The following is a 273-nucleotide window of genomic DNA, read 5'->3' as shown; positions in this document are numbered from 1 at the left end:
CCTGTGATGCTCACGCTGACCGGCACCATTCGAGCAGTCACCACCCTGGGTGGTGGCGTCAACAAGAAGACCGGCGAGGTGATCCCCACCCGCCCGGTTCTCCAGATCGAGGGCCTCGATAACCGTGGCCTCGTTCGACTCTTCACCCTCACAGTTCCGGACACCAAGCCTTTCGAGGGCCGAGTGGGTGAGCAGGTGTCCGTGCCGGTGCGTGCGTGGGCTCCTGGCGCGTCGGTGAGCCTCGCCTATGAGGGGGGCAAGGTGTGAGGATGG

At 65.2% G+C, this 273-nt stretch carries 1 protein-coding gene; it reads left to right on the top strand.

What is annotated here, in order from left to right; translation table 11 throughout:
* A partial coding sequence (locus ABG80_RS10710; protein ID WP_235513821.1) for a hypothetical protein occupies positions 1-267 on the top strand: 267 nt, incomplete at its 5' end.
* Positions 268-273 lie beyond the last annotated feature (6 nt).

The organism is Aquabacterium parvum, from assembly GCF_001447195.1.
Classification (GTDB): Bacteria; Pseudomonadota; Gammaproteobacteria; order Burkholderiales; family Burkholderiaceae_C; genus Aquabacterium; species Aquabacterium parvum.
The sequence above is the reverse complement of the archived record's forward strand: the minus strand, read 5'-3'. Positions and strand labels throughout refer to the sequence as shown.